Annotated in this window: 27 protein-coding genes and 1 pseudogene; 16 read left to right on the top strand and 12 right to left on the bottom strand. The window is 71.5% G+C overall.

Going from position 1 to position 23,393, the window contains the following annotated elements:
• Nucleotides 1-9 precede the first annotated feature (9 nt).
• The 5 genes from AC5R91_RS04290 (at nt 10) to AC5R91_RS04270 (ending at nt 5,536) form a co-directional block, all read left to right on the top strand.
• Nucleotides 10-1,584 carry a class I adenylate-forming enzyme family protein gene (locus AC5R91_RS04290; RefSeq protein WP_495395799.1) on the top strand — a complete coding sequence of 525 codons (1,575 nt, stop codon included), beginning with the start codon at nt 10-12 and terminating at the stop codon, nt 1,582-1,584.
• Nucleotides 1,585-1,778: 194 nt separating this feature from the next.
• Nucleotides 1,779-2,573, top strand: a complete 795-nt coding sequence (locus AC5R91_RS04285; protein ID WP_495395798.1) for an SDR family oxidoreductase — start codon at nt 1,779-1,781, stop codon at nt 2,571-2,573.
• Nucleotides 2,574-2,632: 59 nt separating this feature from the next.
• Entirely contained in the window at nt 2,633-3,823 is a 1,191-nt protein-coding gene (locus AC5R91_RS04280; protein WP_495395797.1) for a cytochrome P450, read from the top strand.
• Nucleotides 3,820-4,173: a ferredoxin gene (locus tag AC5R91_RS04275; RefSeq protein WP_495395795.1), complete on the top strand. Its 354-nt coding sequence runs from the start codon at nt 3,820-3,822 to the stop codon at nt 4,171-4,173. Before AC5R91_RS04280 ends, AC5R91_RS04275 begins: the two co-directional genes overlap by 4 nt.
• 160 nt (nt 4,174-4,333) lie before the next feature.
• A complete protein-coding gene (locus tag AC5R91_RS04270; protein WP_495395794.1) occupies nt 4,334-5,536 on the top strand; it encodes an ABC transporter substrate-binding protein in 1,203 nt (400 codons plus the stop codon).
• A 481-nt stretch (nt 5,537-6,017) separates the two neighbouring features.
• Here the strand turns inward: AC5R91_RS04270 and AC5R91_RS04265 are convergent, their stop codons facing one another.
• The 3 genes and pseudogenes from AC5R91_RS04265 to AC5R91_RS04255 all read right to left on the bottom strand — a co-directional run bounded on the left by AC5R91_RS04265 (nt 6,018) and on the right by AC5R91_RS04255 (nt 7,777).
• The gene (locus tag AC5R91_RS04265; RefSeq protein ID WP_495397891.1) at nt 6,018-6,446 is read right to left on the bottom strand and encodes an arsenate reductase ArsC; all 429 of its coding nucleotides are present in this window, start codon (nt 6,444-6,446) and stop codon (nt 6,018-6,020) included.
• Nucleotides 6,447-6,518: 72 nt separating this feature from the next.
• Nucleotides 6,519-7,142 (bottom strand): annotated as a pseudogene (locus AC5R91_RS04260) (aquaporin); the annotation flags it as partial.
• 74 nt (nt 7,143-7,216) lie between these two features.
• On the bottom strand, nt 7,217-7,777 hold the full coding sequence (locus AC5R91_RS04255; RefSeq protein ID WP_495395793.1) for an ArsI/CadI family heavy metal resistance metalloenzyme: 561 nt from the start codon (nt 7,775-7,777) through the stop codon (nt 7,217-7,219).
• A 274-nt stretch (nt 7,778-8,051) separates the two neighbouring features.
• On the opposite strand from AC5R91_RS04255, the gene AC5R91_RS04250 reads away from it, so the two are divergent.
• The 3 genes from AC5R91_RS04250 to AC5R91_RS04240 all read left to right on the top strand — a co-directional run bounded on the left by AC5R91_RS04250 (nt 8,052) and on the right by AC5R91_RS04240 (nt 9,924).
• Complete coding sequence (locus tag AC5R91_RS04250; protein WP_495397890.1) at nt 8,052-8,447, top strand: ArsR/SmtB family transcription factor; 396 nt, start codon at nt 8,052-8,054, stop codon at nt 8,445-8,447.
• A 449-nt stretch (nt 8,448-8,896) separates the two neighbouring features.
• On the top strand, nt 8,897-9,721 hold the full coding sequence (locus AC5R91_RS04245) for a hypothetical protein (protein ID WP_495395791.1): 825 nt from the start codon (nt 8,897-8,899) through the stop codon (nt 9,719-9,721).
• 59 nt (nt 9,722-9,780) lie between these two features.
• Complete coding sequence (locus tag AC5R91_RS04240; protein WP_495395790.1) at nt 9,781-9,924, top strand: hypothetical protein; 144 nt, start codon at nt 9,781-9,783, stop codon at nt 9,922-9,924.
• Nucleotides 9,925-9,977: 53 nt separating this feature from the next.
• Here AC5R91_RS04240 and AC5R91_RS04235 read toward each other — a convergent pair whose 3' ends face one another.
• On the bottom strand, nt 9,978-10,289 hold the full coding sequence (locus tag AC5R91_RS04235; RefSeq protein ID WP_495395789.1) for a hypothetical protein: 312 nt from the start codon (nt 10,287-10,289) through the stop codon (nt 9,978-9,980).
• Between AC5R91_RS04235 and AC5R91_RS04230 the strand changes: the two genes are divergently transcribed.
• A complete protein-coding gene (locus AC5R91_RS04230) occupies nt 10,288-10,416 on the top strand; it encodes an SAM-dependent methyltransferase (RefSeq protein ID WP_495395788.1) in 129 nt (42 codons plus the stop codon). The genes AC5R91_RS04235 and AC5R91_RS04230 overlap by 2 nt on opposite strands.
• Nucleotides 10,417-10,464: 48 nt before the next feature.
• On the opposite strand, the gene AC5R91_RS04225 is transcribed toward AC5R91_RS04230, so the two are convergent.
• Together AC5R91_RS04225 and AC5R91_RS04220 are read right to left on the bottom strand one after the other, a co-directional pair.
• Nucleotides 10,465-10,746 carry a hypothetical protein gene (locus tag AC5R91_RS04225; protein WP_495395787.1) on the bottom strand — a complete coding sequence of 94 codons (282 nt, stop codon included), beginning with the start codon at nt 10,744-10,746 and terminating at the stop codon, nt 10,465-10,467.
• Nucleotides 10,743-11,066: a hypothetical protein gene (locus AC5R91_RS04220; protein ID WP_495395786.1), complete on the bottom strand. Its 324-nt coding sequence runs from the start codon at nt 11,064-11,066 to the stop codon at nt 10,743-10,745. Before AC5R91_RS04220 ends, AC5R91_RS04225 begins: the two co-directional genes overlap by 4 nt.
• Before the next feature lie 502 nt (nt 11,067-11,568).
• Here AC5R91_RS04220 and AC5R91_RS04215 point away from each other — a divergent pair.
• Nucleotides 11,569-11,898, top strand: coding sequence for an FKBP-type peptidyl-prolyl cis-trans isomerase (locus AC5R91_RS04215; RefSeq protein ID WP_011604517.1), 330 nt, complete (start codon nt 11,569-11,571; stop codon nt 11,896-11,898).
• Between the two features lie 332 nt (nt 11,899-12,230).
• Here the strand turns inward: AC5R91_RS04215 and AC5R91_RS04210 are convergent, their stop codons facing one another.
• The 3 genes from AC5R91_RS04210 to AC5R91_RS04200 all read right to left on the bottom strand — a co-directional run bounded on the left by AC5R91_RS04210 (nt 12,231) and on the right by AC5R91_RS04200 (nt 14,485).
• Entirely contained in the window at nt 12,231-12,659 is a 429-nt protein-coding gene (locus tag AC5R91_RS04210) for a MaoC/PaaZ C-terminal domain-containing protein (RefSeq protein ID WP_495395785.1), read from the bottom strand.
• The gene (locus AC5R91_RS04205; RefSeq protein ID WP_495395784.1) at nt 12,656-13,168 is read right to left on the bottom strand and encodes an FAS1-like dehydratase domain-containing protein; all 513 of its coding nucleotides are present in this window, start codon (nt 13,166-13,168) and stop codon (nt 12,656-12,658) included. The genes AC5R91_RS04210 and AC5R91_RS04205 overlap by 4 nt, the downstream gene beginning before the upstream one ends.
• Before the next feature lie 240 nt (nt 13,169-13,408).
• Nucleotides 13,409-14,485: a phosphotransferase family protein gene (locus AC5R91_RS04200; RefSeq protein ID WP_495395783.1), complete on the bottom strand. Its 1,077-nt coding sequence runs from the start codon at nt 14,483-14,485 to the stop codon at nt 13,409-13,411.
• An 89-nt stretch (nt 14,486-14,574) separates the two neighbouring features.
• On the opposite strand from AC5R91_RS04200, the gene AC5R91_RS04195 reads away from it, so the two are divergent.
• The 5 genes from AC5R91_RS04195 to AC5R91_RS04175 all read left to right on the top strand — a co-directional run bounded on the left by AC5R91_RS04195 (nt 14,575) and on the right by AC5R91_RS04175 (nt 20,603).
• Nucleotides 14,575-15,672: a TIGR03857 family LLM class F420-dependent oxidoreductase gene (locus tag AC5R91_RS04195; protein WP_495395782.1), complete on the top strand. Its 1,098-nt coding sequence runs from the start codon at nt 14,575-14,577 to the stop codon at nt 15,670-15,672.
• Nucleotides 15,673-15,821: 149 nt separating this feature from the next.
• Nucleotides 15,822-17,267, top strand: coding sequence for an aldehyde dehydrogenase (locus AC5R91_RS04190; protein ID WP_495395781.1), 1,446 nt, complete (start codon nt 15,822-15,824; stop codon nt 17,265-17,267).
• Nucleotides 17,268-17,374: 107 nt separating this feature from the next.
• Nucleotides 17,375-18,511 carry an NDMA-dependent alcohol dehydrogenase gene (locus AC5R91_RS04185; protein WP_495395780.1) on the top strand — a complete coding sequence of 379 codons (1,137 nt, stop codon included), beginning with the start codon at nt 17,375-17,377 and terminating at the stop codon, nt 18,509-18,511.
• 174 nt (nt 18,512-18,685) lie between these two features.
• Nucleotides 18,686-19,948 (top strand): cytochrome P450, encoded by a 1,263-nt coding sequence (locus AC5R91_RS04180; protein WP_495395779.1) that lies wholly within the window; start codon nt 18,686-18,688, stop codon nt 19,946-19,948.
• A 46-nt stretch (nt 19,949-19,994) separates the two neighbouring features.
• Nucleotides 19,995-20,603 (top strand): hypothetical protein, encoded by a 609-nt coding sequence (locus tag AC5R91_RS04175; RefSeq protein ID WP_495395778.1) that lies wholly within the window; start codon nt 19,995-19,997, stop codon nt 20,601-20,603.
• 147 nt (nt 20,604-20,750) lie between these two features.
• Here AC5R91_RS04175 and AC5R91_RS04170 read toward each other — a convergent pair whose 3' ends face one another.
• Nucleotides 20,751-21,218 (bottom strand): hypothetical protein, encoded by a 468-nt coding sequence (locus tag AC5R91_RS04170; protein WP_495395776.1) that lies wholly within the window; start codon nt 21,216-21,218, stop codon nt 20,751-20,753.
• A gap of 364 nt (nt 21,219-21,582) precedes the next feature.
• Here AC5R91_RS04170 and AC5R91_RS04165 point away from each other — a divergent pair, with 364 nt between their 5' ends.
• Nucleotides 21,583-22,125 (top strand): GNAT family N-acetyltransferase, encoded by a 543-nt coding sequence (locus AC5R91_RS04165; RefSeq protein WP_495395775.1) that lies wholly within the window; start codon nt 21,583-21,585, stop codon nt 22,123-22,125.
• Between the two features lie 67 nt (nt 22,126-22,192).
• Here the strand turns inward: AC5R91_RS04165 and AC5R91_RS04160 are convergent, their stop codons facing one another.
• Both AC5R91_RS04160 and AC5R91_RS04155 read right to left on the bottom strand, forming a co-directional pair.
• Entirely contained in the window at nt 22,193-22,894 is a 702-nt protein-coding gene (locus AC5R91_RS04160) for an HNH endonuclease signature motif containing protein (RefSeq protein ID WP_495395774.1), read from the bottom strand.
• Complete coding sequence (locus AC5R91_RS04155; RefSeq protein WP_495395773.1) at nt 22,822-23,367, bottom strand: class I SAM-dependent methyltransferase; 546 nt, start codon at nt 23,365-23,367, stop codon at nt 22,822-22,824. Before AC5R91_RS04155 ends, AC5R91_RS04160 begins: the two co-directional genes overlap by 73 nt.
• Nucleotides 23,368-23,393 lie beyond the last annotated feature (26 nt).

The following is a 23,393-nucleotide window of genomic DNA, read 5'->3' as shown; positions in this document are numbered from 1 at the left end:
GTGGCCGCCGTGACGACGTCCGCATCGGCCGTGATCCCCATCGACGACCTCACCTTCTGGGAGCTGTGCGACCGCCGGGCCCGGCTCACCCCGGACCGGTTGATGATCGTCGACGAGCGGGATCGCCGGATCACCTTCGGCGAGTTCCGCGACCGGGCCGAGCGCGTGGCCGCGGGCCTGCACCAGCTCGGGATCGGCCCGGGATCCCGGGTGACCTGGCAGTTGCCGACCAGGATCGAGACCCTGCTGGTGTGCCTGGCGCTCGCCCGCCTCGGCGCCCACCAGAACCCGGTGATCCCGGCGGTGCGGGGCCGGGAGGTCGGCTTCGCGCTGCGCCAGACCGGCGCCGAGTACGTCGTGCTGCCCGGCACCTGGAACGGGTTCGACTACGTCGAGATGGTCTCCGGGCTCGACTGGTCGGACGCCCCCCGGCCGCGGATCGTGGTCGTCGGTGTCGACGATCTGCCCGACGGCGACCCGGCGATCCTGCCGCCGCCGCCGACCGATCCGCGCGAGGCCCGCTGGACCTTCTACACCAGCGGCACGACGTCCGAGCCCAAGGGCGTGCTGCACTCGGACGAGTCGCTGATGTGGGGCGGGCGGGGCTACGCCGAGCGGATGCGGCTCGACGCCGACACGGTGTTCGCGATGCAGTTCGCCATCGCGCACATCGGCGGGCCGAACCTGTTCTGCTTCATGTTCTCCGTCGGGATCCGCACCCTGTCGGTGGAGCGTTTCGACCCGTCCTCGCTGGCGGAGCTGTTCCGCACGCACCGGGTGAACCTGTGCGGCGGCAGCGTCGCATTCGGGGAGCTGCTGCTGCGCGAGCAGCGTCGGCGCGGGGCCGGCCGGCTGCTGCCGGACCTGCGCCAGCTCGGCGGCGGTGCCGGCCCCACCCCACCGGCGATGTTCGACCAGATCACCGCCGAGCTCGGGGTGACCTACATCCCCGCCTACGGGATGACCGAGGTCCCGATGATCGCCGTCGGCTACCCCGACGACGACGTCGAGCTGCGCCGGGGGACCGACGGGGCGCCCGTGCGCGGCATCGAGATCCGGGCCGCCCGCCTCGACGGCACCGTCGCCGACCCGGGGGAGGAGGGCGAGCTGCAGATCCGCGGCCCCCAGGTGTGCGCCGGCTACCGGGATCCGGCGCAGACCGCGGAGGCGTTCGTCGACGGCTGGTTACGCACCGGCGACCTGGGGATGGTCCGCCCGGACGGCCGGATCAAGCTCACCGGCCGGATCAAGGACATCATCATCCGCAAGGGCGAGAACATCTCCGCGCGGGAGGTCGAGGACCTGCTGGGCACGCACCCGCTGGTCGCCCGGGTCGCCGTGGTCGGCCTGCCCGACGACGAACGTGGCGAGCGGGTCTGCGCGGTGGTGGAGCGGGTGCCCGGCCAGCCCGACCTGGACTTCGCCGAGATGCAACGCCACCTGCTCGCCGCGGGGCTGGGCCGCTACAAGCTGCCCGAGCAGCTCGAGCTCACCGACGAGCTGCCCACCCAGGGCTCGATGCTCAAGATCTCCAAGGCGGCGGTCCGCCGCGAGCTGCTCGCCCGCGCCAGGGCCGGCACCTGACCGGCGCGCGGCGCCGGCCTGCGCGCGGGCCGGCGCCGCGTTGCTGTGCACCTGGCCGGATAGTGGGGGTCATCTGACGAACACGTCACCCGAACAGGGCACTCAAAGGCGCTTCTCTGTATAAGTTTCCTCACCCGGCGAGATGTGGCATGCTTCACGAATCTGGCAGCGTGTAGACGTCCGGGGAGGTCGATGTGGATCTCGGGATCGCGGACCGTGTCGCGGTGGTGTCCGGCGGTAGCCGCGGCATCGGGCGCGCGGTCGCCGAACTGCTGGCGGCCGAGGGGGTGCGGGTCGTCGTGGCCGCCCGCGGCGCCGAGGCGGTCGGCGAGGTCGTGGAGACGATCCGCAAGAACGGCGGCGTCGCGCACGGCGTGGCGGCGGACATGACGGTCGCCGAGGAGATCGAGCGGGTCGTGGCGGAGGCCCGGGAGCGCTTCGGGCCGCCGGACATCGCGGTCAGCAACGTCCACGGCCCCGGCCCCGGCGACTTCTTCGACCTCACCGGGGACGACTTCGCCCGCGCCTTCCGGGAGATGACCCTCAGCGTCATCCACCTCACCCGCCTGGTCGCGCCCGCGATGCGGGAACGCGGCTGGGGGCGGCTGGTCAACATCGGGTCGGGTGCGGCCAAGGAGCCGCCGCCCGAGCTCAAGCACATCCTCGCCAACACCGTGCGGGCGTCGGTGGTGACGCTCAACCGCTCGCTGGCCAACGAGTTCGGCCGCGACGGCGTCACCGTCAACACCATCGGTACCGGCTTCATCGCCACCGACCGCATGTGGGACTACGTCGGTGGCGTCGGGGTGCAGCGCGGCCTCGCGCCCGCCGACATGATGACCCAGTTCAGCACCGGCATCCCCGTCGGCCGCCCGGGCCGCCCGGAGGAGATCGCCGCCGTCGTGGCCTTCCTCTGCTCGGCCTGGGCCGGATACGTCACCGGGCAGCTCATCCCGGTCGACGGCGGAGCGCTGCGCTCGGCGTTCTGACCGGCCCGGCGGACGAGCGGACCAGCGGACCAATGGATCAACGGACCCAGGGAGGCCAGATGTCGTCGGCCGGAGAAGCCCAGCCCTTCACCTTCGAGGACCTGCCCGTTCGCGATGACCGGGACGCCGCCTGGCGGCTCATCCGCGAGCGCGGGGGAATCGTCCAGCTCGAACCCGACGTCGCGCTCACCGATCACGCCCTCGTCGAGGCCGCGTTCCGCAATCCGGCGGTGTTCTCCTCCAGGAAGGCCTTCGACAGCCTCGGCAGCCCGCTCCCGCTGGTGCCGATCGCGTTCGACCCGCCGGAGCACGCCCGCTACCGGCACATCCTGCAGCCCTTCTTCAGCCCGCGCAGCATCAGGCCGTTGGAACCGGAGTTACGCCGCCAGCTCGCCGAGCTCATCGCGCCGCTGCCGGCGCGGCGGGAATGCGACTTCGTGGCCGACGTCGCGTCGGTCTTCCCGGTGCAGGCCTTCCTGACCTTCTTCGGTCTCCCGATGGAGATGCGCGACCAGTTCGTCGCCTGGAAGGACGCGATCCTCGCGTTGAGCGACCCGTCCGGGGCGATCAGCACCGACGAGGCCGACCTGCGCCACGCCGGCGAGCTGTTCACCTACCTGTCCGAGCTGGTGGCCGCCCGCCGCGGCGTTCCCGGCCCGGACGTGCTCAGCGAGCTGCTCTGCCTCGACGGCGACGACGCGCTCACCGACGCCGAGGTGATCGGCCTGTGCTTCCTGTTCGTCCTCGCCGGCCTGGACACGGTGACCGACGCCCTGGGCTTCGGGATGGAACGCCTCGCCCGCAACCCCGACCGCCGCCAGGAGATCGTCGACGACCCCACCCTCGTCCCCGCCGCCGTGGAGGAGCTGCTCCGCCTCGACCCGCCGGCGCCGTTCGTACCGCGGATCACCACCGCGGCGACCGAGCTCGGCGGGCGCACGCTGCCCGCCGGCACCCGGGTCACCGCCTACATCGCCGCGTGCAACCGCGACGAGGCGCGCTACCCCGATCCGTACGGGGTCGACTTCCACCGCGGCGACAACCCGCACGCCAGCTTCGGCGTCGGCGTGCACCGCTGCCTCGGCTCCCACCTCGCCCGCCTCGAGATGCGCCTGGTCTACGAGGAGTGGCACCGCCTCATCCCGCACTACGACATCGCGCCCGGGTTCGCGCCGACGGTGAAGTTCCCCCGCGGCACCGTCGGCCTGGAGGCGCTGCCGCTCGTCCTCACCCCGGGTGCGTCGCGGTGAGGGCCGCGATCGACCGCGACCTGTGCGTCGGGCACGGGTTGTGCTACATGCTCGCCCCCGACGTCTTCCACGACGACGACGAGGGCTATGGCCAGGTGACGGCCGAGGGCCCGATCGCCGCCGACCGCGTCGAGGACGCGCGGCGAGCCGCCGGATCGTGCCCCGAACGCGCGATCACCCTCGCCCTCTCCGCCGCCGACCGCACCGCCACCGCCGCCGCCGCGACTGACCGGACGGCCACCGCCGCCGAGCGCACGGCCGGCGCCCACCGCACCGCCGACGCCTCCGGCGCCCACCGCACCGCCGACGCCACCGGCGCCCACCGCACCGCCGACGCCACCGGCGGCTGACCGCGTCGCGACCGACTGGCGACGCCGCGGACCGTCACGGTTGCGTCCGCGGCATCCCTGTTTCTTCCCTCATGCCGACGGCGTGGGGGGAGGCGCTGGATACGACAACCCGTTGAAGAAGAAGGGCACCTGTGTGAAGCGCCAGATATTACGACCGGCCGTGTGTCTCGTGGCCCTGGTCCTCGCGGTCGCCGCGTGCGGCAGCTCCGGTGGCAGCTCGGGCGGGTCCGGGGGCGGCGCCTCGGCGGCCCCGGCGGCACCGAAGTCGCCGGCACCGACCGGCAGCCCGCTGGTCATCGGCACGGTGGGCCAGTTCAGCGGCTTCGCCGGCGTGATCTCCAAGGCGACGGCGGACGCCGTGCAGGCGTGGGCGCAGTGGACCAACGACCGGGGCGGCATCAACGGGCACCCGGTCAAGGTCGTCGTCCGCGACGACGCCAACGACCCGGCCAAGTCCCTGGCCGCCGTCAAGGGCATGGTCGAGAACGATCACGTGATCGCGCTCGTCGGCACGCACGAGTCCGGGCTGGAGTCGGCCTGGCAGAAGTACATCGACGAGAAGAAGATCCCGGTGATCGGCGGATCCGCCACCGCGGCGCTGTGGCTGACCGACCCGAACTTCTTCCCGACCTCGGACACCGCCGTCAACTACGTCGTGTCCGAGGTGAACGCCGCCAAGATCGCCGGTAAGAAGAAGCTCGGCATGGTCGTCTGCGCCGAGGTCCCCGCCTGCGCGCAGGGACTCACGCTCGCCGGCGGCATCGCCACGAAGCTCGGGCTGCAGTTCGCCTCCGGCCTGGCGATCTCGTCGTCGTCGCCCAACTACACCTCCCAGTGCCTCAACATGCGCTCGGCCGGGGTGGACTCGATCATCCTCAACAGCTCGGGTGAGGTCAGTGAGCGCTTCGTCGCGGACTGCGCGAAGCAGAACTACCGCCCGCAGCTGATCTCCCCTGGGCAGAGCTTCCTCGACAAGCTGCTCGACAACGCCAACTACAACGGCGCCTACATCGCGAACGACTCGTTCAACTGGTTCGGCGGCGCGCCGGAGTCGGCCGACTTCCTGCAGGCGATGAAGACCTACAAGTCGAGCACCCCGCTGAACGCCAGCGCCAGCGCCGGGTGGGCCGCGGGCGTCACGTTCGGCAAGGCGGCCGCGAAGATCGGGCCCAGCCCGACCTCCGCCGACCTCTACACCGGGCTCTACGCCCTGCCGGCGAAGAACACCCTCGGTGGCCTGATCCCGCCGACCACCTACACCAAGGACAAGCCGGCGGTCTCCACCCCGTGCGGCTGGTACGGCGTGATCAAGAACGGCAAGCTCACCGCTCCCCACGGCACAAGCGCCATCTGCGTCGAGTAGCGGCTGCTGTCGAGTAGCGGCTGCTGCCGAGTAGCGGCCGCCTCGCGCAGCCCGGCTACCTCGGGTAGCGGCCGCGACGAGCCCGTGCCGGCGAGAGTGCCCGTCGGCACGGGCTCGTGCTCGTTATCCCCCTCCCAGGGGTGCGCGCCGGACGCTGCATAGTCGTTGTGTCAGATTTGTTGCCGCTTCGCGGATGGAGTCGAGGGTCGCCGGCTCGCCCCGCCAGCCCCGGGAGGCGGCGGCGCCCGGCGAGCTTGCCCGCCGAGGCGTCAGGGCAGTAACGGGATCGCGCTGGCGCGGTGGGCGCCCCGGCGGGGTCGGCTTCCCAGGGTGACCGCGTCGGCGGGAATGTGAGGTGAGCCGGCGCGGCTCGGAATTCGGTGACAGACCTGTTAGAAATGGAGGGGGCCGGTGGCTAATCGGCCCGCGGGCCGCGGCTGCCATCCGGGTACAGCGCCGCGGCCCGCTCATCGCTCACTGCTCACCGCTCGGCCTCGGTCTGGTGGGTGGCGGCGAGCAGCTCGGCGAGGAGTTGTTCGATGCGGGCGCGGATGTCGTCGCGGATGGGGCGGACGGCGTCGATGCCCTGGCCGGCGGGGTCGTCGAGTTTCCAGTCCTCGTAGCGCTTGCCGGGGAAGATCGGGCAGGCGTCGCCGCAGCCCATGGTGATGACGACGTCGGAGGCTTCGACCGCGTCGACGGTGAGGATCTTCGGGGCCTGGTCGGTGAGATCGATGCCGACCTCGGCCATGGCCGCGACGGCGGTGGGGTTGATCTGCTCGGCGGGCGCGGAGCCGGCGGAGCGGACCTCGACGCGGTCGCCGGCGAGGTGGGTGAGCCAGCCGGCGGCCATCTGGGAGCGGCCGGCGTTGTGGACGCAGACGAACAGCACCGACGGTCTCGCGGTCATCGAAGCGTGATCCTTTCGCGGGATGGGTGTGGCCGCGTCGGCCGGCCGACGCGGGTCGCTCACGAGGCGCCCCGGCGCGGCCGTGGGCGGGTAGAACAGCCGGACCAGCCCGTAGCCGACCACGCCGCCGGCGGCCTGGGCGGCGATGAACGCGGGGGCGGAGGCGGGGGCGATGCCGGCGAAGCTGTCGGAGAACATCCGCCCGACGGTGATGGCGGGGTTCGCGAAGCTCGTCGAGCTGGTGAACCAGTACGCCGCCCCGATGTAGGCGCCGACCGCGGCCGGGGCCCGTTCGGCCCGGTCGGACCGGGCCAACGCGAAGATCAGCAGGATCAGGCCGGCGGTCGCGACGACCTCGGCGAGCAGATGCGCCCCCGAGGCCCGGTGGTGCGATGCGATCGAGACCGCGGACCGGTCGAACATCAGGTTCGCTAGTACGGCCCCGGCGATACAGCCGGCGACCTGGGCGGGTAGGTAGGCGGCGGCGTCGCGCCACGACAGCCCGCCGAACGCGGCGTCGACGAGGCTGACGACCGGGTTGAAATGCGCGCCGCTCACCGGACCGACCATCAGGATGATCGCGAACAGGCCGGCGGCGGTCGCCGCGGCGTTCTCCACCAGCTGCAATCCGACCTGGTCGGGGCTGAGCTGGACCGCGGCGATCCCCGACCCGATGACCAGGGCGGCGAGCAGCATGCTGCCCACCGCCTCGGCGGCCAGCCGCCGCCCCAGCGACGACCGGCCACCCGGCTCGATGTCCGCCACGGGGTTCAGCGGGCGCCGGCGGGCGCCGGTTCGACGGCGACATCGACGGCGACATCGACGGTGTCGTCGGTGGTGTCGTCGGCCGGGCCGCAGTCCACCCCCGGTCCGCAGGCACAGGCCGACCCCGGCCCCGATCCTGACCCGCCGCCCGGTGCCACCATCCGCAGCGTCGGCATCGACCCGTCGACGACGTCGGAGAGCACCGTGTAGACCTCCCACGGCGCACCGTCCGGGTCGTCGACCCAGACCTTGTCCTGTACCGCGTAGCAGCAGGCGGTGTTCTCCTCGACCGCGGTCTCCAGCCCGGCGCCGGCCAGCCGGGTCGTCGCGGCGGTGACCTCCTCGGTGGATTCGACCTCGACGCCGAGATGGTTCAGCGCTCCCGCGACTCCGCTGCCGCGGGCGTCCGGGTTCTCGATCAGCACCAGCTTCAACGGCGGCACGTCGACCGCGAAGTTCGCATACCCCGGCCGACGCTTCGCCGGCGCCACCCCGAACAGCTTCGAGTAGAACTCCACCGCCGCGTCCACATCGGACACGTTCAACGCCAACTGCACTCGCGCCATCTCGACCACCTCGCACACATCGACACTCGTCTATGCCCGGCGGACGGAGCATGCGCGCAGACATAGACCGTTGTCAATCTGCCGTGGCATGCTGAACCCCATGGCCACGACCTCGATGCCCGCTCCCGCCACGGCGTCCACCGGCCGGCCCGACGAGGCCGGCTGTAACCCTGCCGGCTGTAACCCTGCCGGCTGCGACCCCGCTGGCAGCGACCCTGCCGGCGTGGACCTGGTCGGCGCTGACTCTGGCGGCGTCGACCCGGTCGGCGCTGATCTGGCCGGCGGCAGTCTGGCCGGTGGCGGTCTGGCGGGTGCACTCGGGGCCTGCTGCACGCCCCTGGCCGCCGCGCCCCTGTCCGCGCGCGACGCCGACCAGCTCGCCGCCGTGCTGAAGGCCGTCGCGGTCCCCGCCCGACTGCGGCTCCTGTCGATGATCTGTGCCCGCGACGGCGGTGAGGCCTGCGTCTGCGAACTCACCGAGCCCCTCGGGCTGACCCAGCCGACCGTCAGCCACCACCTGAAGGTCCTCGTCGACGCCGGCCTGATCAGCCGGGACAAGCGCGGCGTCTGGGCCTACTACCGGCCGGTGCCCGGCGCCCTCGCCGCCCTCGGCGCGCTGTTCACCCCCCGGCCTGCCGCCCCCGGCCCGCCGCCGGCCAACTGCGCGTAGGGCACACATCTGGATCCTGCTGGCGGGTGATGACCGTCGGGGCCGGGCGAACGGGTAGCTGTCTCCTGCATCTGCTGACCGCCATGTGGCCGGACCCGGGGCCCCGGCGGCGCTGGCTGGGGGCTGAAAAGCGCCGCGGTCCGGACCGCGGTACCGCGCGCCCGACGGCCGGTGGTGAGAACGCCGAGTACCGCAGGCGGGCGGGCCGGCGACAGGGTGGAAGCGGAATGGCCGCCACGAGGTGTGGTGTACCCACCGGTACGCACCCGCACTGGGCCAAGTTCGTTTCCGGCACCCGCGTCTGCTTCAACGGGATAACCTCGCTCGAGGAACGGTGCGCATACAACGATGCGATAGGAGACGAAGTCTACGAAGACCACGCCACTTTCCACGTCGCCATAGGATCGGCTGAACGGTAGGATCGGCTGAACCTGAAAGGCGGCGGAGTGGTGAGCCAGGGACGGAAGCTCGAGGTCACCACCACTCTGCTGCTCCCTTTCACCAACTGGCAGTTCACCTCTAGCGAGAGCTCGAAGCTGCTGAGAACAGCGGCCTCGAAAAAGGGCTGGGGCGACTCCCGATCGATCGTCGGCGACTTCGATGACGATCCACCCCGTCCCTGGACTGCATGGATCCCGGAACGACACCCGTCGCACGCCGGCTCGGAGACGGTGACCGTGGCTCACGCCATCTCTGCCGGATTCGAGCCAGGACGGACGTTCGGCGTCTACCCGGTGTCTGAACGGAACAGGATCGCAGAGCGGCCGGGTGCGACACTACGCAAGGCTGCGCGCCTACCCGGCGGCAGGCTCATCGGGACGGCGACCGAGCCCGCCTGGCTCACCCGGCTCCTCGCGCCCGATCCCCGCGCCTTCGCCCCGTGGGAGCAGCCGATCGACCGAGTCGAGGCGAGCCACGACGGAACCCAACTACTGCTCTCCATCCGCAGCGCGCGGGGAGAGGTCCCGGCTACCGTGCAGATCCAGGAGCTACCTGACCGCTTGGACGTGCTGGTGTCGGTAGGCATCGAACCAGGCCATGGCCCACTACCACTGCCCGGCGAATTCGTCCCGTTGTCTCCCGGCAGGTCGCGTCCAGGCAAGCAGACGAGGCTCAGGCAACTGTCCCCCGAACGACTCCGGCGTCTCCGCGTGATCTTGGCTCATCCCCTCGACGGCCGAGCCGTCTACGATCTCGCAACCCCGGACCACACAGCGCGGGAAACGGCCAAAATGACCGCCAGACGGGCCTGGAAAGACCAACAGAACAGATAGTTCCGCGTCTGCGGCGGGGGTGCGTGTTTCCCGCCGACCTCCGACACCGGAGGACACCGATGGATCTGAAACAGGCCGCGGTCCAGGCGGGCGAAAACCTTCGCGAAAGCGTCTCCTGTATTGCCGCCCCACTGGGGCTGGACCTCGGCCAGCTGCCACTGGTCGCCCACACGGGCCCGGCGCTCGTCGAGCCGGCGCCATAGCGATGGCCGTGCCAGCGGCCCCAACAGCACCTGGAGCCATTGCGCCTCGAGGCCTACGGCGTCGGGGTGAGGTTGAGCGCGTCGATGATCCCGTCCAGTGCGACAAGATCGTGGGCGTCCGCGGCCTGGCGAACCGCCAAGCCCCAAGGCGGCTGGTTGCTGTCAAGCGTGGGAATGATCACGCCGACGGCGATGAACGGGCTGTTGGGTGGCAGGAGATCGGCGAGCCTCCGCGCCCAGACGTCCTCGGGTCGCATCCAGCCTTCGCCGGTCCTGGCGACGTCGATGACGAGCAGAGTCGGCATGGCTGCGGCCTGCAACTGCTTGCGCGGGTCGTCGATCGCTCGTCTCCAGGTGGAACGCATGTTCGAGGGCCTGGAGTTGGTCGAACCGGGCCTGCTCGTCGCGCACCGCTGGCGGCCCGACGACGACCAGTCGACACTGCGCGACGCGCAGGTGGGCATCTACGGCGGGGTCGCCCGGAAACCGTGATGCCGGCACAGACTCGCGTCGATGGATGGCCGCACTGAGTGGTGGTGGTCAAACCGGCCCCTGCCGCCGCTCCTCCGGTGTTCCTGGCCGTGGTGGCGGTTCAGCGTCCGGGCCGAAGCCGTCCGCCCACACGGTGCGCAGCGGCTTCCCGTGCGGGCAGGTGCCCCGCTCGGGCATCGGCTCGGGCCGCCCGGTCGCGACCAGGTTCGCGCCTCGCCGGCGGCGGCAGTGCCGACAGGCCACCAGCGTCAACATTCGGATGATCGGCTTCTCGGCCGGCTTCTCGGCTGGCCGGTCGTCGGCCGGCGACGCCTGCTCGTCGTCGCTCATCGGTTCTTCCCTGCGGCTCGCCCGGTGCCATTGCAGGCGGTGCAGTCGGTGCGCTGCGTGCCGGTGAACCCGCCGTCCTCGTCGGACTCCAACCGGTCAGTGGCGATCTTCCCCGTACCGTTACAAGCGGTGCAGTCCGCGGTCTCGACCGGTTCGAGGTCGGGGGAGCGGGCCTTCGCCCCCCGCTTGTCGTAGTCCTTCTCGGTGTCCGGGTCGCCCTTGCTGCCGGCGGAGCCCCCCTTGCCGCCGCGTTTCACGCCATCGCGGCCAGTGGAAACACCGTCGCTGCCGCCGTCTCGCCGCGCCTTGTTCCAGGCCACGCCGTAGCCCTCCGTGGTTGAATCGTTGCGAGAAGAGTACGCCGGTTGTGGCCGTAGACCGCCATACTCTCGACAGCCAGCGAGTGATCCCGGACAGCGCCATCGCTGCGAGACGACCGGGACGACGACGAGTAGCGAACCACTGCGGCGGGGGCACGATGTGGTGGCGGCTGCTCCCGCCCTCCAGAAGCGAATGTGCCCTGCTTGGAGCCGGGTTGGTCGGCCCCGGCTCACCAGTCCAGCCCGTGTCGAACACCGGACTGAAGTGACCCTCTCGGTCCATGACCCAGGCGGCGATGACGGCCCAGGACAAGCGCCACGCAAGGCTGGCGCACGGGCGCCACGTCGCCGGCCGGGGGTGGGACGACTGACATACTTCCCTGGACGCCCCCGGGGTTGGCCGCGGGGGCGCGGCGGTCCGTGGCGGTAGGTTCGCCCGGCCCTGGCCAGGGCGGGTCCGCCGCCGCCTGGCTGGTCTCATCATCGAGGAAAGGCTGGTTGCATGGGCGTAACTATCGAGGTCCTGTCGCCGGGGGATGGCAAGACCTTCCCCAAGAAGGGGGACGCGGTGACGATTCACTACGTCGGTACCCTGCTCGGCAGCGGAAAGAAGTTCGACTCCTCCCGTGACCGGGGCGAGCCGTTCAGGACCGAGATCGGTGTCGGCAGGGTGATCAAGGGGTGGGACGAGGGGGTCCCCCAGCTCTCGCTCGGCGAGAAGGCGGTGCTGACCATCACGCCTGACTACGGGTACGGGCCCCGGGGCTTCCCGCCCGTCATTCCGCCCAACTCCGACCTCGTCTTCGAGGTGGAACTCCTCGCGATCAACTGACCTGACGCGAGAAGGATCCGCGGCCCGGCTGTCGCCCTGGAGCCGGACCGCGGATCCCCCGGCCGCGTCCGTCGGCAGGGTCGTCAACCCTCGCCGGCGGGCGCCACCGAGTCATGGGGAACTGTGCTGGACGGAAGACCTGCGGCCGGCCCGGCGGCCCGCGGTCGACCCGACCCGGGAGTCAGACCGACGGCCGTGCGGATGGCGTTGGCGTACGGAGGGCGCCGGCGGTATGGATCGCACCGGCAGTGAGGGATGCACCGGCTGCGCGGAAGTCGCCGGGAGCTGCCCGGACCGCCGCGGCGGCGGCGCGGCGGCGGCGCGCCTCGCCGTCAGCGGGGCAGCAGGAACTCCGCGGCGCCGGCGATGGCCACGCCGCCGGTCTGGCGCGCGCAGCTCAGGTCCACCGAGACCAGCCGGCCCTCGGGCTGCTCCTCGATGGCCGTGACCACTGCGGAGCAGGTCAGCACGTCGTCCGGCCAGACCTGCTCACGGAAGCGGACGTGGAACCGGCGGACGTTCTCCGCGCCGAGCCAGTCGGTGGCGAAGGTGGCCAGCAGGGCCGCCTGGTGCATCCCCTGGGAGAACACCGACGGGTAGCCGGCGCGCTGGGCGAACGTGTCGTCGTAGTGCATCGGGTTGAGGTCGCCCGACGCCCCCGAGTAGCGCACGAACATCTGCCGGGTGAGCGGGCCGAACGAGCGCGGCTCGGGGGAGGAACCCACGGCGAGGTCGGCGAGGGTGGTGCCTGGGGCCGTCATGCCTTCTCCTCGGTAACCGGCGCCGGCTGCGCGGCCGCCGCCGACTCCGCGGTCTTGGCCGGTTCCGTGTTCGTGGCTGGCTCCGCTGTCTTGGTGGCCTTCGCGGTCTCGATGTAGGTCGCGCGGCCCTCGGCGACCAGGGTGCCCGTCTCGTCGCGGAACTCGGTGACGATGACGGCGAACTTCATGGTGCCCCCGCGCCGGCCGGGCTTCTCGTAGCGCTCGGCGAGGCGCTCGGCGGCGTAGAGGGTCTGCCCGGCGCGCGGCGGCGGCCCGTGGAAGATGTACTCCTGCTCGCCGTGCAGCAGCCGGCGGCGGTCGAACCCGTGCGGCACGCGGGCACCCTCGGGCGCCCAGCGGTTGGCGTTGATCAGAAACGTCGGCGGAACCACGGCGTCCGGGTGCTGGTATTCCGGCGCCTCGGACTGCATGGCGAGGGCGAACTCACGGATCTTGCCGCGTTCGATCGGGAACTCCCACGCGGCGCCCGCCTCGCTGGGTGCGCTCATCAACTGGCTCCGTCGGGTCGTCGGTCGAGGTGGTCAGGCGGTGCGTCCGGGGTCGCGATCTTATGGACCCGTCGCCGGGCGGCGCCGTCGTGCTGCCTGCTGCCTGCCGCGCCACCGTGACGTGCTGCACGCTAGCAGGAGGCGGAGCAACTTTCTAACACTGCCGTCATTCCTCCGCGGGCGTCTCCGGGGGCGTCTCCACGGGCTGCTGTCCGCGGGCGGTGCGGATCAGGCGGCGACTCAGGCGGCGACGCGGTCGAGGCCGCGGCGGATCATCCTGATGGTGCGGCGGGCGTAGGCGGAGGCGACCCGTTCCGGCAGCCCGCCGCTGGTCATCAGCAGCACGCCGAGGCGGCTGTTGATCAGCGTCATGACGGTGGCGGCGAGCAGCTCGTAGTAGTCGATGTGCTCGACCGGCTGGCCGGACAGCTCCTGGTAGCGGGCGATGATCGCGGCCCGGTCGGGTACGCCCTCCAGCCGGGTCAGCCGCTGCGCCTCGCAGAGGAAGTCCTCGAACATCAGCCACCAGCCGAGGTCGATGCCGGGCGGGCCGACGGTGGCCGTCTCCCAGTCGAACATCGCCCGCACGGACAGGTCGGCGCCGAAGCTGATGTTGCCGACCCGGGCATCGCCCCACACGATGCCGGCGGACGGGTCGTCGGGGCGCTCGCGCAGCAGGTGGTCCACGGCGGCGGCGACGGTGTCGGGCTCCCAGCGCAGGCTCGGCTCCGCCCAGGTGTGCCAGTCGCGCAGCCCCGCCAGATAGCGGTCGAGCGCGGTGCCAGTCCCCTCGGGCGTCAGGAAGTCGAAACCGTCGCGCACGTCGATGCGGTGCAGCGCGACCAGGGAGGCCAGCGCGTTGTCGTGCATCAGGGTCCGCTGCGCCGGGCTGAGTTCGACCGTCCAGCCCTCGGCGTGCCAGCTCGGGACGTCGCCGGGCACCCGGCCGTCGACCCGGCCCATCAGGTAGAACGGCGAGCCCAGCACGGTGGGATCCGACTCGATGTACCAGATGGTCGGCACCGGCACGCCCGGGTGGGGGGCGAGCGCCTGCATGATCCGGGCCTGGCGGACCGCGTCGGGGGTCACGAAGAGCTGGTGGCCGGTGGGCTCGATGCGCAGCACGAGGTCCTCGCCGCGCCGCGGGCCGTCCGGCGGGGTCCAGGCCAGGTGCAGGTAGAGGGTCTCGTTGGAGTAGCCGGCCTTGGGCGAGGTCAGCGGGGAGATCTCCACGTCGGTGGCGCCGTGCCGATCCTCCAGCCACCCCCGCAGGACCTCCCGGGTCGCCTCGAGATCCCGTCGTGCCGTGGTGGCCATCCTGACTCCTTCCGCCCGCGTGCCCCAGTTGCCGACCGCCCGGACCGGCTGATCGCCCAAATACTAGACACGGATGTCAGAATAGGGGCATGACGACGAACAGGGACCGCGATCTGACCGGTGCGGCCCGGGTGGCGGACCGCCTCGGCGCCTACGTCCTGCCCGGCCGGGTCGCCGATCCGCGGCCCGCGATCGGCCAGGCGCAGACCGCCGAGCACCTCGGGCTCGGCACCGTGTGGCTCAGCGAGCGGTGGGGGACGAAGGACTTCGGGGTGCTCGCGGGCGCCATCGGCCAGGCCACCAGCCGGGTGCGCATCGCCTCGGGCATCACCCACTTCCTCGTGCGTCATCCCGTCGTGCTGGCCTCCACCGCGATGACGGCGCAGGCGCTCAGCGGCGGGCGCCTGACGCTGGGCTTCGGCCGTTCGGTCGGCCCGATGTGGAAGGCCGTCGGCCTGCCGGCGATGACCAACCAGGTGCTCGTCGACTCCGCCGACATGCTGCGCCGGCTGTGCCGGGGGGAGAAGGTCTCCTACGACGGCCCCGCCGGGCGCTTCCCGGTCATGCGCCTGGGCGACCTGCCCGACGTCGCGCCGCCGGAGCTGGTGTTCGCCGCGATCGGCCCGAAGAGCCTCGCGCTCGCCGGGGCGCATTTCGACGGCGCGCTGCTGCACCCCTTCCTCACCCCGGAGGCCGTCGCCCGCTCGGTGGCGATCGTGCGCAAGTCCGCGGCCGAGGCGGGGCGCGACCCGTCGACGGTGAAGGTCTACGCCACCGTCGTGGTCGCCCCCGACCTCACGCCCGAGGAGGAGACGGCGGTGGTCGGCGCACGGGCGGTGACCTACTTCCAGATCCCGGGCTTCGGCGAGCGCCTCGCCGGGGTGAACGAGTGGGGCGTCGAGCCGCTGACGGCGCTGCGCTCCCACCCGCTGATGGCCGGCCTGCGCGGGTCCGCCGACAACGTCTTCACCCGCCACCAGCTCCTCGACGTCGCCGGCACCCTGCCCCCGTCGTGGCTGACCGACGCCGCCGCGGTGGGTTCCGCGGGCGAGTGCGCCGCCCGCCTCGACGACTACCTCGACGCCGGCGCCGACGAGCTGGTCCTGCACGGGTCCACCCCGGAGCTGCTCGGCCCGGTCCTGCAGCACTTCGCCGCGCGGACCCCGGCGAACACAGCCGGCGCGTAGTCCGCGCGGGTACTGTTTGCACATCGGTGACATGAACGCCAGAATTAAGTGATCATACGGTCGGGCGGGAGCCCGGGCGTCGACCTTCTCGGGCCGGTCCGGTCGTGGCCCGGCCGCCCGACCTGATCATCAGTGGGAAAGAGACCTCCTTGTACACCCACGAGAATCTCTTCATCGGTGGCTGGGTGCCGCCGGCCTCGTCCCGGGTGATCGACGTGTTCTCCCCGGCGACCGAGGAGCCGATCGGGCGCGTGCCGAGCGCCTCGATCGCCGACGTCGACGCGGCGGTGCAGGCCGCCCGCGGCGCCTTCGACTCCGGTCCCTGGCCGGCTCTCGAGCCGGCCGAGCGCGCGCAGATCGTCGGCCGGCTCGGCAAGGCGATCCGTTCGCGGGCGGAGGAGTTCGCCGATCTGATCTCCGCGGAGGTCGGCTCGCCGCGGGCGTGGTCGACCCTCGGCCAGGTCGGGGTCGCCACCGCCGTGTTCGCCACCTACAGCGGCATCGGCCGCAGCCACGAGTGGGAGACGACCCGCAAGGGCGGCTTCGGCGGCCCGGTGCGGGTGCGGCAGGTGCCCGTCGGCGTGGTCGGCGCGATCGTGCCGTGGAACGCGCCGCTGTTCGTCGCCGCGCTCAAGCTCGCCCCGGCCCTGCTGGCCGGCTGCACCGTCGTGCTCAAGCCGGCCCCCCAGACCCCCCTGCACACCTACCTGCTCGCCGAGGCGGCCGAGGCGGCGGGCCTGCCCCCGGGCGTGCTGTCCATCGTCCCCGGCGAGGCCGCGGCCAGCGAGCACCTGGTCCGCCACCCCGGCGTCGACAAGATCAGCTTCACGGGGTCGACGGCCGTCGGTCGCCGCATCGGCGAGCTGTGCGCGCGCGACCTGCGCCGCTGCACGCTGGAGCTCGGCGGCAAGTCGGCGGCGATCATGCTGCCCGACGTCGACCTCGGTGCGGGCACGGTCGAGGCGATCGTCGGCGGGGCGATGTCCAACGGCGGGCAGATCTGCGTCTCCCAGACCCGCGTGCTCGCCCCCCGCGACCGCTACGACGAGGTCGTCGACGCGCTCGGCGCCCGCATCGGCGCGCTCACCGTCGGCGACCCGCGCGACCCCGCCACCGAGGTCGGCCCGCTGATCTCCAGCCAGGCCCGCGAGCGGGTCGAGGGCTACCTGAGCTCCGCCGAGGCCGACGGCGCCCGCCTGGTCACCGGCGGCGGCCGGCCCAAGGGCCTCGACCGCGGCTGGTACGTCGAGCCGACGCTGTTCGCCGGCGTGGACAACGGCATGCGGGTCGCCCGCGAGGAAATCTTCGGCCCGGTCATGGTCGTGATCCCCTACGACGGCGTCGACGACGCGGTGCGCATCGCCAACGACTCCGACTACGGCCTGGCCGGCGCGGTGTGGACGACCGACATCGCCGCCGGCGAGGCGGTCGCCGGGCGCATCCGCGCCGGCGGCGTCGGGGTGAACTCCAGCGCCGGGATGGATCTGGGCAGCCCGTTCGGCGGGTTCAAGCAGTCCGGCATCGGCCGCGAGGGCGGTCCGGAGGGGCTGGCGTCCTACACCGAGTACCAGTCGATCATCCTGCCGGCGGGGTGACCCCCCGGCGGGCCGACCGGCCGCCGCCCCCAGCACCGAACCACCGACCAGTACCGGATCGCCGACCAGGAGCGGACCGCCGGTAGCGACGAGAGGACCACACGACAGTGCAGACCAAGGCCGCGGTGCTCTGGGAGGCGAACGCCCCGTGGGCGGTCGAGACGATCGAGCTCGACCCGCCCAAGCACGACGAGGTGCTCGTCGAACTCCACGCCTCGGGCATCTGCCACTCCGACGAGCACCTCGTCACCCGCGACATGCCCTTCCGCATCCCGTGCATCGGCGGGCACGAGGGCGCCGGGGTCGTGCGCGAGGTCGGCGCCCACGTGTCCTGGCTCAAGCCCGGTGACCACGTCGTGTTCGGGTTCATGCCGTCGTGCGGGCGCTGCCCGTCCTGCTCGACCGGCCACCAGAGCCTGTGCGACCTCGGTGCCAAGCTCTACAGCGGGCGGCACATCTCCGACGACGGCTACCGCCACCACGCCAAGGGCGAGGACATCTCCACCGCCTGCCTGATCGGCTCGTTCGCCCACCACACGGTGGTCAACGAGGCCAGCGTCATCAAGATCGACAATCACTACCCGCTGGACCGGGCCTGCCTGCTGGGCTGCGGGTTCGTCACCGGCTGGGGCTCGGCGGTCTACGCCGCCCAGGTCCGCCCGGGCGACGCGGTGGTGGTCGCCGGGGTCGGCGGCATCGGTGGCGCCGCCATCCAGGGCGCCAAGCTCGCCGGCGCCAAGGTGATCGTCGCGATCGAGCCGGTCGAGACGAAGAAGGACAAGGTCCTCGAGCTCGGCGCCACCCACGTCGCGACCTCCTGGCAGGAGGCCCCCGCCGTCGTTGCGGAGGCGACCTGGGACCGCGGCGCCGACGTGTTCATCTGCGCCATGGGCGTCGGGGACGGCAAGCTGGTCAAGAAGGCCCTGCGGATGACGGCCAAGCGGGGCACGCTCGTCGTCACCAACATCCACCCGGCGACGGAGACGTCCATCGACGTGAACCTGATGGACCTCACCCTCACCGAGAAGCGCATCATCGGCACGCTCTACGGCTCGGGCAACCCGCGCGCCGACATCCCCAAGTTGCTGGAGCTGTCCAGCGTCGGCCAGGTCGACCTCGACATCATGGTGTCGCGGACCTACCCCCTCGAGGACATCAACGACGCGTTCGACGACCTGCGCGCCGGCACCAACCTGCGGGGCGTGCTGCGCTACCCGGCCGCCGACGCCGCCGACGCCGCCTGACCCGTCACCCCGCCGGTCGCTTCCCGAGGCTCGCCGCCCCTCCCGAGGTTCGTCGCCCCGAGGTTCGTCGCGATTGAACTCGCCGCACCCAGCTCGCCGCCACCGTCCGAACGACCACCGGAGCGCGCCGCACCCGTTCCGCGGTGCCGCCGCACAGCACGAGGAGAACCGGCCATGAGCCTGATCGCTGACGTCGACCTGGACGATCTCGACTGGTGGACCCGGCCCGCGGCCGAACGCGACGCCTACTTCGCGAGCGTGCGCGCGTCCGGGGAACGCCCGTACTTCCCCGAACTCGACCTCGCCGGCAACACCCGGGGCCGCGGCTTCTACGCGGTGACCCGCTACGCCGACGTGATGGAGGTCAGCCGCCGGCCGGAGGACTTCTGCTCCGGCGAGGGCACCAACATCTTCGACCAGCCGCTGGACCTGCGGGAGTTCTTCGGCTCCATCATCGCGATGGACAACCCGCAGCACGCCCGCCAGCGCCGGATCATCTCCCGTGGTTTCACCGCGAAGAACCTGGAGGCGCTGCGCGCCAACGTCGGCGAGGTGACCCGGGAGGTCATCGGGTCGGTGGCGGAGAAGGGCGAGTGCGACTTCGTCACCGAGGTCGCCGCGCTGATCCCGCTGCGCATCGTCAACGACATGATGGGCATCCCGCGCAGCCAGGAGCAGTTCGTCTTCGAGTCGACCAACAAGCTGCTCGGCGCCAGCGACCCGGAGTACGTCCCCGACCAGAGCCCGCGCGGGGTCGCGAAGAACCTGTCCCGGGTCGGCGACGACTTCGCCGAACTGCTGCGCGAACTCGCCGCCGACCGCCAGCGCAACCCCGGCGACGACCTCATCAGCCTCCTCGTCGCCGCCGGGGACGAGAACCTCACGGCGCAGGAGCTCGCCTCCTTCTTCATCCTGCTGGTCGGCGCGGGCAACGAGACCACCCGCAACGCCATCGCGCACGGCCTGCTCGCGCTGACCCAGAACCCCGACCAGCGGGCCCTGTGGGCTTCCGACGTCGATGGCCTCACGCCGACGGCCGTCGACGAGGTCGTCCGCTGGGCGTCGCCGGTGCTGCACATGCGCCGCACCGTCACCGCCGACGGCGTGCGCCTCGGCGACCAGGAGTTCCGCGAGGGCGACAAGCTCGTGCTGTGGTACCGCTCGGCGAACCAGGACGAGTCGGTGTTCCCCGACGGCACCCGCTTCGACGTGCGCCGCGACCTCACCCCGCCGCACCTCGGCTTCGGCGCTCCCGGCCCGCACTTCTGCCTGGGCGCGCACCTCGCCCGCCTCGAACTGTCCGTGGTGTTCAAGGCGCTGTTCGAGTACCTTCCCGACATCCACGCCGTCGAGGAGCCGCAGTTCCTGCGGACGAACTTCCTCCACGGCATCAAGCACCTCAAGGCCGCCTACACCCCGACCACGGTCCGCGCCTGACCGCCCTCGAGGCGCATGCAATGCCACCCACACCCCTGGAGGCCGTGTGAGCCATTCCCGCGAAGAAGTGGAAGCAGCATTCAAGAACTACTACTTACTCGGGCCGGTCGCGGAGGACTGGAAGCGCTGGGCGCACGAGTGCTTCACCGAGGACGCCTGGTACAAGGACCACTACTGGGGCACCTTCAACGGCCAGGACGAGATCGAGGAGTACCTCGACGTCACCATGTCCTGGTCGCCGGGCACCTACACGCCGATGATCTGGTACAAGATCGACGGTGACACGGTGGTCTGGAAGGGTATCAACTGGGCCGACAACTACAAGATCCCGGGCGGCCCCAAGGTCGGCGCCGAGTCGATCCAGATTCTGGAGTACGCCGGCAACGGGCAGTTCAAGTCCGAGGAGGACTACTGGATTGCCTACGAGATGAAGCGTTTCGGCAAGTGGTACGCCGAGTTCGGCCAGCCGTACACGCCCGGCGACATCAAGCTGACCCGCGACGACTGGGGCACCTGGGTCGACTGGGCCCGCCCCGAGCCCGGTCACGAGCCGCGCCCGTCGTGGGTGGACCGCCCGGGCCTGAAGCCGACGTTCAACGTCAAGGAGATCGGCTTCGGCGTGCGTAACCCGACGATCGACGACCCGATCGAGTAGCCCGCCCCCGGCCGGGGCACCGCCATCCGGTGCCCCGGCCGTCGCGCGTGGCGGGCGTGCAGGGTGGACGTGGCGTGCCGCCGGGCACGGCGAACGTCCGGGCCGGGGTGCGGCGAACGTGCGGGAGAGTACGCGGCGCGCGTCCGCTCAGTCCGCGGGGAGCACGCTCAGCCCGGCCGACCACAGCGGCAGCGGCGGCGGCGGGCAGGGGTGCTCGACGATCCCGCGTTCGGCGAGGTACTTCCGCCAGGCGGTCTTGTCCAGGAACGGGTGCCCGACGCCCATGATGACCCCGTACATCTCGCAGCCCTCGGGCCCGGCCTCCCAGGGGCCGAAGGTGTCGCCGTACTCCAGCATGATGTGCGAGCCGGGGCCGCAGACATGCGTGCCGTCCGAGACCTGCCCGCGGGTGACGAAAATCGAGTGATCCCCGTGGTGACCGTGCCGGGGCGTGATCGCGCCGGGATCCCACTTGTTGTAGAAGCAGACGTAGCGCGGCGAGAGCTGGATCCACGCCTCCTGGATCCGCGCGATCCGCCCGTCCGGATACTCCAACCGGGTCACGTCGAACCAGTGCGCGTCATCCAGGGACGTGACAATCGGTCCACCGTACACAGCATGGCCCCGCTTTCCGCGGAAATATTGTTGAATTGTCCCGCATATTAGCGCGCAACATTCTTCCTGACCAGGGCCCGGTCATCCGCCAGCCCGGCCATACTGCCTTCGCGACCGAGTGGGGGCGATGCCCCGGCCTCGGCCCCGGCCACCGGGTGCCAGGCCGCGCCGACCAGACCCACGCGCACCGCACCCGGGACGAATGCCCCGCCGGTCGCGCAGCCGAGCGCAGCTCCTCATGGCCGCTGCCCTGGCGGAAGGGTGTGCATAGCCGTGACATGCTGGCGGCCGGATCTCGCGGGCTGGTCGTCGCCGACTGGATCCGGTGGCTGGCTCTGACCGCATCTCGTGGGAGCGACCGACGGTGATCACCTGGCGGCGGCTCGACGAGTCCGACTTCCCCCTGCTGCGGGGATGGCTGGAGCAGCCATCTGTCGCGCGGTGGTGGAACCATGAGACCACCACAGAGGCCGTCTCACGCGACTTCGGTCCCGCAACCCGCGGCGAGGAGCCTTCGGAGGATTTCCTCGCCCTGCTCGACGGCCGGCCCGTCGGGCTGGTGCAACGGTGCCGCCTCGCCGACTACCCGGAATACCACGACGAACTGACATCCATCGTGGACATCCAGGCCGGTGCCATGACCATCGACTATCTGATCGGCGAGCCCGAACAGACAGGGCACGGCCTGGGTAGCCGCATGATTGCCTCAATGATCAGGCGGATCTGGAGCGACCACCGTGATGCAACCTGCGTCGTGGTGCCGGTCGTGGCGGCCAATCGGGCGTCGTGGCGGGCGCTGGAGAAGGCAGGCCTCCGACGTGTCGGGCAGGGTGCACTCGCGCCGGACAATCCCGTTGACGACCCACTGCACTATGTGTATCGCGTGGACAGGCCCGACGCCGGCTAACCGCACTCTCGGCTTATCGCCCGCCGGATCACCCGTGGCAACGGCGAAATCATCGCCTGGACCACCTTCATCCGAATAGCTGACTGCGATCCGAGGAGGGGCCGCCTCGCCGGTCAGGTGGTGGCGAAGAGGTCGGGGGGGGCTGGCTGTAGGGGTTGCGGCGGGGGCGTTGGTGGGGGTCGATGCGGTGGGGTGGGATGTAGGCGGGTCGCGCGTCGTCGAGGAAGGTGATCTGCCAGCCGTCATGGTGGACTTGGCGGTGGTGGGTGCCGCAGAGCAGGGTGAGGTTGTGCAGCGCGGTAACCCCGCCGTCCTTCCAGTGGATCACGTGGTGGGCTTCGCACCATGAGGGTGGCCGATCGCATCCCGGGAAGGTGCATCCAAGATCGCGGGCGGCCAGGGCGCGGCGTACGGCGGCGGGAACAGTGCGTGTGGAGCGGCCGACGTCGAGGGGAACGCCCGCGGGGTCGAGCAGGATGCGGCTGATCTCCGCGTCGCAGCTCAGCCGGGCCAGGACGCCGCGGGGCAGGGGCAGACCCCAACTGGTGGTGGCGGGGTCGAGGCCGGCGGCGAGCAGGGTGGTCCAGTCGACGGTGACGGTCAGTTGGGGTCGTACTCCGCCGGATTCGGGTAGCGCGGCGGCGCCGAGAGCGCGGGTGACGACCTGCTCGAACCGGGCGGGATCTGGCGTCAGCGTCACTTCGACGTCGGTGAACCCGGCGTCGAGCAGGCGGCGCGTCGTGTCCTCGACGCCGGCGAAGTTCCACACCTGCGGCGCCTGAGGCAGCACCTCGTCGATGGCGTGGACGATGCTCGCGACGTTGCCCTGGCCGCCGCACTCGAACGCGAGCTGGGCCCCGGCCGCATGACCTCGGCCAGGTTCCTGAACACCGTGTCGTGATCGGGCAACCAGTGGAAGGCGGCGACGCTGACGACGGCGTCGACCCGGGGGTGGACGGGCAGCGGTTCCCGCAGATCGGCCTGGATCACCTCGACACGGTCGAGGCGATCGGCGAGGCGGGCGCGGAGCTGCGCGAGCATGGCGGCGGAGCCGCCCAGGGCGATCACGCGCCCGTCGGGCAGCAGGTCGAGCAGGGCGCTGGTGTCCCGCCCGGTGCCGCAACCGGCATCGAGGACCGTCTCGCCGCCCGTCAGGCTGAGCCGACGGAGTGTTCTCTCACTCCAGAACAGGTGGGGGAGAGGCAGCGAATCGTAGGTGCGGGCGTCCCACTCGCGAAGCATGACCCAACAGTAGCCAGGTCAACACG

The organism is Frankia sp. BMG5.60, from assembly GCF_059428125.1.
Note: the sequence above shows the minus strand (reverse complement) of the source record. Positions and strands in the feature narration are given on the sequence as shown.

Excerpts from the sequence above, each read along its gene's own strand:
- AC5R91_RS04240 (WP_495395790.1), top strand. The coding sequence starts at position 9,781 with ATGGATCTGAAACAGGCCGCGGTCCAGGCGGGCGAAAACCTTCGCGAA.
- AC5R91_RS04195 (WP_495395782.1), top strand. The coding sequence starts at position 14,575 with ATGACGACGAACAGGGACCGCGATCTGACCGGTGCGGCCCGGGTGGCG.
- AC5R91_RS04210 (WP_495395785.1), bottom strand. The coding sequence starts at position 12,659 with ATGACGGCCCCAGGCACCACCCTCGCCGACCTCGCCGTGGGTTCCTCC.
- AC5R91_RS04230 (WP_495395788.1), top strand. The coding sequence starts at position 10,288 with ATGTTCGAGGGCCTGGAGTTGGTCGAACCGGGCCTGCTCGTCGCGCAC.
- AC5R91_RS04155 (WP_495395773.1), bottom strand. The coding sequence starts at position 23,367 with ATGCTTCGCGAGTGGGACGCCCGCACCTACGATTCGCTGCCTCTCCCC.
- AC5R91_RS04225 (WP_495395787.1), bottom strand. The coding sequence starts at position 10,746 with ATGAGCGACGACGAGCAGGCGTCGCCGGCCGACGACCGGCCAGCCGAG.
- AC5R91_RS04215 (WP_011604517.1), top strand. The coding sequence starts at position 11,569 with ATGGGCGTAACTATCGAGGTCCTGTCGCCGGGGGATGGCAAGACCTTC.
- AC5R91_RS04280 (WP_495395797.1), top strand. The coding sequence starts at position 2,633 with ATGTCGTCGGCCGGAGAAGCCCAGCCCTTCACCTTCGAGGACCTGCCC.
- AC5R91_RS04235 (WP_495395789.1), bottom strand. The coding sequence starts at position 10,289 with ATGCGTTCCACCTGGAGACGAGCGATCGACGACCCGCGCAAGCAGTTG.
- AC5R91_RS04265 (WP_495397891.1), bottom strand. The coding sequence starts at position 6,446 with ATGACCGCGAGACCGTCGGTGCTGTTCGTCTGCGTCCACAACGCCGGC.
- AC5R91_RS04180 (WP_495395779.1), top strand. The coding sequence starts at position 18,686 with ATGAGCCTGATCGCTGACGTCGACCTGGACGATCTCGACTGGTGGACC.
- AC5R91_RS04255 (WP_495395793.1), bottom strand. The coding sequence starts at position 7,777 with ATGGCGCGAGTGCAGTTGGCGTTGAACGTGTCCGATGTGGACGCGGCG.
- AC5R91_RS04205 (WP_495395784.1), bottom strand. The coding sequence starts at position 13,168 with ATGAGCGCACCCAGCGAGGCGGGCGCCGCGTGGGAGTTCCCGATCGAA.
- AC5R91_RS04200 (WP_495395783.1), bottom strand. The coding sequence starts at position 14,485 with ATGGCCACCACGGCACGACGGGATCTCGAGGCGACCCGGGAGGTCCTG.